The sequence below is a fragment of the uncultured Methanobrevibacter sp. genome (assembly GCF_900316895.1).
Classification (GTDB): domain Archaea; phylum Methanobacteriota; class Methanobacteria; order Methanobacteriales; family Methanobacteriaceae; genus Methanocatella.
The window spans coordinates 1-4,467 of the sequence record NZ_ONER01000104.1; the positions used below are offsets into that span (position 1 = coordinate 1).

The window sequence follows — 4,467 nt, forward strand, 5'->3', positions numbered from 1 at the left end:
AGGGTTATACCTGGACTCGTTTCGATCCCAGTAGTGAAGTCTTTTTGCGTTTTGTTTGTGTACTATGGTTTTCTATGGGAATTTCATTTCGCTGCAAGCTCATTATATTATAATATCACCGTACCTGAATTTATACAACCTACCGTTAAAAACTTAAAAAGCATGTATTGACTAATTAAACTTTTTTTTTATCCTTTATTAATTGGTCCTAGTTTGTTGAAAACTTATATTTTGGATTTAATCCACGATCCTTAAAGGAGGATGATAATATAACAACCATAGCCACCGTTCCAAATAGGGAACTTAAACAAAAAAGTATTCTTGCTGCTGATGTAAAACAGCAATGCCCTGAATGCAATTCAACTGACTTACGTGAAGACAGCCAAAGGGCTGAAATCTATTGCGCTCATTGCGGGGTAGTTTTGGATGAATTTCAAATAGATCAAGGTCCTGAATGGAGGGCTTTTGATCATGAACAGAGAGATAAACGTGCCAGAACCGGTGCGCCATCGACTTATACCATATCTGATAAGGGTTTGAGCACCATTATCGATTGGAAAAATAAGGATAGCAATGGCCGCAACATTCCTGAAAATAATAGGGCGCAGATGCAACGTGTGAGGAAATGGAATAGGAGGTTGAGAATTTCCAATGCAGGTGAGAGAAATCTGGCATTTGCTTTAGGAGAGCTTGACCGTGAATCCTCAAGTTTGGGAATTCCGCGTTCCATCCGTGAGGATGCTGCCAAGATTTATAGAGATGCAGCCCGCATGAAACTTATCCGTGGAAGAAGCATTGAAAGCATGGTTGCAGCAAGTCTTTATATGGCCTGCAGGCGCAATAACATTCCGCGCACATTGGATGAGATGTCTGATGTGTCCAGCGTTTCCAAAAAGCAGGTCGGCAAAAACTACAGATTTCTGTCAAGAGAGCTGAAAATCAAATTGAGGCCGACTTCCCCGTCAGATTATATTCCTCGCTTTGCAAGCAAGCTGGGATTGTCTGGGATGGTCGAGTCCAAGGCGATTGAAATTATCAACAAGGCAAAAAGCTGCGGTGTTCTCAATGGAAAGGGACCGACCGGCATAGCCGCTACAGCATTGTATATTTCATCCATCTTATTGGGTGAGAGGAAAACCCAAAGGGACATTGCTGAGATTGCAGGCATCACCGAGGTCACTATCAGAAACAGGTATAAGGAAATATCCGAACAGGTTGATTTGGGAGTATCCCTTTAAGTTTGCCCGATCAATCAATATTTTTTATTTTTTTTTGGATGGTTTACAGTTATATGTTGGAATTGTGTTTTTATGAGCGTTTGTATTTGGGTTATATGATTATGTAGTTCGTTTTGTTCATATTTGAGTATTTTATAGATTTAAATTATTTTTTGATTCATATTTCATCACATTGTTTAAATTGCTCTTGGTGAAATTCTAATTTCATCTCTGAACACGGGACTGCACAGTTGGGGCAATCGTACATAATCCGATACACCACAGGGGAGTGAAACACGCATCAAGATTTTATCTTGGTGTTTATTTTTTTTTAAGAAATGATTAAATATCATTTTTAACATACTATTATTGTCGTATCATTTTTTGACCAATGCCTACGGTCCTTCTATGAGGGAAGTTGATACTGTCGATGATTAGGAGAAACCCAGCGTTGGATAGGCTGCCCGTTTCGAGGGTTACTCGAGGAGCGAAGGGTATTCTAGCAATGATTCAAGAGAGTTAGTATACGGGCAAAATCCCTTTTAAAAAGTTTTTTAAATTTATAAATGAATATTATTATTTTATTTTAGTTTTAATCCATTATAATAAATGGTGAAATCACATGGAAGATTATTTGATGGAAACAACAAGTATTGATTATATGAATCCCCTTATTCAAGATAAGGTTCGGGAATTAAGGGATAAATCTGGAGATACTTTGAATTATATAAAACGAAGTTACATCTTTGTTAGGGATGAAATTCCCCATTCATGGGACATTAAAGCAGAGGTAGTTTCAAGAACTGCCAATGATGTGCTTAAAAATAAAACGGGAATCTGCTGGACAAAATCATGCCTTCTTGCAGCACTGCTAAGAGCAAATCAGATTCCATCAGGCATCAGTTATCAGCTGCTTACAAGAGCAGATGATGCAAGTGAAGGTTATATGATTCATGCCTTAAACACTGTGTATATAAAAGATTTGAATAAATGGATCAGGCTTGATGCTCGGGGAAATAAAGAAAATGTAAATGCACAGTTCAGCTTGGATGAAGAATGTTTGGCCTATTCAATTAGAAGTGAATTGGGTGAAATTGATTATCATGACAATCACTCCGATTTGGATGAACGGTTGATTAATATCCTGAATGAATGTGAAAGCATATTTGAAATCTCAACAGACTTTGAGTTTTAGTAATGGAGGAAATAAACATGAAAATACTGTATTTAACTGATTTGTACTATGAAGCCAAAGGCAGGAATTATTTTGAAGAGGATTTATATGTTACAGATATATTAAAGGAACATTTTGACATTGCATTGTGCCATCCGAAAAACTCAAAGGATTTTGAAAACGATGTGGATTTAATCGTTTTTAGAAATACCGGTCCTGTAAGTGGTTTTGAGGAGGAGTATGAGTCTTTTGTTGAAAGGGTAACTTCAAACAATATCCGGACTTTCAATGAGTTTGTGGGCAAGGCTGATATGAAAGGCAAACAATACCTTTTGGATTTGACATTAGAGGATTATCCTGTTATTCCAACCATTGATGATCTTGAAAACATAAATCTGCTTCCGGATTGTGAAAGATATGTCATTAAACCGAAGGATGGTGCGGATTCAATAGGTCTGGAATTTCTAACAAAGAGTGAATTATTTGAAAAAGACCTCGTGAACATGTTAATACAACCGGCAATTGACTTTGAATATGAGGTATCGTTCTATTTCATTAATGACAGCTTGGAATATGCATTATATGCTCCGGATAAGGACAAACGTTGGGAACTTGAAAACTATGAATTCTGCCAAGATGATAAGGAGTTTGCAGAAAAATTCATTGCTTGGAATGATATTGAAAACGGAATCCAAAGAGTGGATGCCTGCAGGACAAAAGACGGCGAATTGCTATTGGTGGAGCTTGAGGATTTAAATCCTTACTTATCTATTCTGGAGCTGGATGAAAAAACAAGAGATGATTTCATGAATCATTTGATTATTGCTTTAAAAAACATTTGCGATTAGCCATAACTATTTCAATGTTATTATCTGTAAAGTATGGTGTAGGAGCCAAAATTACATTATATTTTGTATAGTATACGGGCAAAAATCCTTTTTAAATGATTTATGGTCTTTATAATATCTATTAAACTTTAATATTTATTTCAGCACATAATAACTTAGTATTGGTTATTAAATGGCTTAATAAATTATTATTCATTCTTATTATCATTAAAACAGTTTTTTAATTAATTATTTTTTTATGGCTGTTTTGGCTGTTTTAGGTGAGTGATTATATTTTGTATAGTGTTGGTATAACATTAACTTTTTATCGATTTTGAGTTTTAGTCATGATAATATCTCTTGAAATTTGAGTGAAAAACATTGAAAAACAAGATTTTTAAGATTGAATAAGGATAAATTTGTTAAACAAATTTTGACACATCCCTATTCAACATACATAACTATAGGTTAGCATTTTGCCACCAACATCATAAGATGTCAAATAATATTTTAAATATCCAAAATATATAAATGTTTTTATTTGGCCTAATTTTAAGTTAAAACAATATTCTATTACTAAAACAATTTTACACGCTCAGAACAATATTTATTTTAAAAAATAACAAAATTTAAATAGTTTAGAATGAAAATATTCAATTCTAAAACACTAATATAATATTTTAACTATAGGTGTTTTTATGTGAAAAAAATTCAGGAATCCCTATCCTCTATAGGATGGGGTGGTTCAATCATGTTACACATTGCTAAATTTAGTTTTTAAACATTATAGTAAATCTTAAATTTTATTATATATTGTTTTCAAATGTTTAAATATGAAGTTTAAATACATGCTTGTAATGGGTTTAATCCTGGCCATTCTTATGGTTGGTGCGGTTAGTGCAACTGACACCATTTCCGAGGATATCATATCGGATGCGGATGAGGTTCCTTTAGAAATTACAGAAAATGACGTTTATACGACAGGAGAAAACTCATTCAGTAACTTGACTGATGAAATAAAAAACACGGGTACGTCTTTAGATTTAAATAAAGACTATGCGTTCAACAATAAAACTGACAACAAAAACGGAATTGCTATTGCTAAGGACAATTTTGTACTCAACGGTAACGGCCGTACAATTGACGCAAAAAACCAATCAAGAATATTCAACATTACTGGAAACAACGTAACAATAAACGATTTAATCCTAATCAACGGTAATGCCGAAAAAGGTGGGGCAATCTATAC

At 34.3% G+C, this 4,467-nt stretch carries 3 protein-coding genes and 1 pseudogene; all 4 read left to right on the top strand.

The features are described 5' to 3' along the window. The first annotated feature begins 317 nt into the window (after positions 1-317). Positions 318-1,238, top strand: coding sequence for a transcription initiation factor IIB (locus QZN27_RS08970; protein WP_296786643.1), 921 nt, complete (start codon positions 318-320; stop codon positions 1,236-1,238). Between the two features lie 601 nt (positions 1,239-1,839). Further along, positions 1,840-2,412, top strand: coding sequence for a transglutaminase family protein (locus tag QZN27_RS08975; RefSeq protein ID WP_296786636.1), 573 nt, complete (start codon positions 1,840-1,842; stop codon positions 2,410-2,412). Between the two features lie 17 nt (positions 2,413-2,429). Continuing rightward, the gene (locus tag QZN27_RS08980) at positions 2,430-3,239 is read left to right on the top strand and encodes a hypothetical protein (RefSeq protein WP_296786638.1); all 810 of its coding nucleotides are present in this window, start codon (positions 2,430-2,432) and stop codon (positions 3,237-3,239) included. An 812-nt stretch (positions 3,240-4,051) separates the two neighbouring features. Further along, positions 4,052-4,467, top strand: a pseudogene (locus QZN27_RS08985) (hypothetical protein); the annotation flags it as partial.

What these genes read in the sequence shown, in the direction of transcription:
- QZN27_RS08975 (WP_296786636.1), top strand. Translation starts at nt 1,840, where the DNA reads ATGGAAGATTATTTGATGGAAACAACAAGTATTGATTATATGAATCCC.
- QZN27_RS08980 (WP_296786638.1), top strand. Translation starts at nt 2,430, where the DNA reads ATGAAAATACTGTATTTAACTGATTTGTACTATGAAGCCAAAGGCAGG.